Below are 666 nucleotides of genomic sequence, written 5' to 3'. Positions count from 1 at the left end.
ATGTTCATTCAAGGTGTACATTTAGATGATAGAGTGTCTTCCCATTTTTTTCCACTCATTTGCCCCTTCGAGTAAAATTTTACACATACACCCGGAGACAGGCTGCCGGTGCTTAAGGCTAAAAATCCCATAAAAAATAAACAAAATATTGCCGCTCTGTTGCCTGCTGCAAAAAGCCATCGCCATGCAAATGGACGCCCGGGGCTGATGCACAACTTCAGGTATATCGTCTATATCGTCATGTGAACTACCCTCCACTTATCAACCTTACGGTTTGATTGAAGTGGGGGCTTCTCGACTTATCGTTGCTTTTACTAGCCAACGAAAACTGACCGAGCTAACCCTCTTGTTCCAAGAGTTTTGTTACTTATGATAACGCTAATAAGCGTATACCTTCATTTTTGATATTGATTGCTGAATTATAGTCGCGATCTGCCACATAACCGCACGAACAACGGTAGGTGCGTTCAGATAGTTTCACAGGTTTTTCTGCACCACAACATGAACACTTCTTAGTGGAGGGAAACCACTTATCAATTTTCACAAGTTGTTTCCCCTGTTCTTTTAGCTTATACACTAAGAAAGTAGTGAACATACCCCAGCCGTTATCATGAACGCTTTTCCCAAAGTGAAGGGCTTGAGACATCCCTTTCATGTTCAAGTCCT

The 666-nt window shown here is 42.2% G+C and carries 1 protein-coding gene; it reads right to left on the bottom strand.

All coding sequences use genetic code 11. The annotated features are described in order from the left end of the window. Positions 1-367: 367 nt before the first annotated feature. Positions 368-666 (bottom strand): RNA-guided endonuclease InsQ/TnpB family protein (locus IC21_RS06305; RefSeq protein ID WP_035180656.1); only part of this gene is annotated, 299 nt, incomplete at its 5' end.

Origin of the sequence: Heyndrickxia coagulans DSM 1 = ATCC 7050 (assembly GCF_000290615.1) — a bacterium.
Taxonomy (GTDB): Bacteria; Bacillota; Bacilli; order Bacillales; family Bacillaceae_C; genus Weizmannia; species Weizmannia coagulans.
Note: the sequence above shows the minus strand (reverse complement) of the source record. Positions and strands in the feature narration are given on the sequence as shown.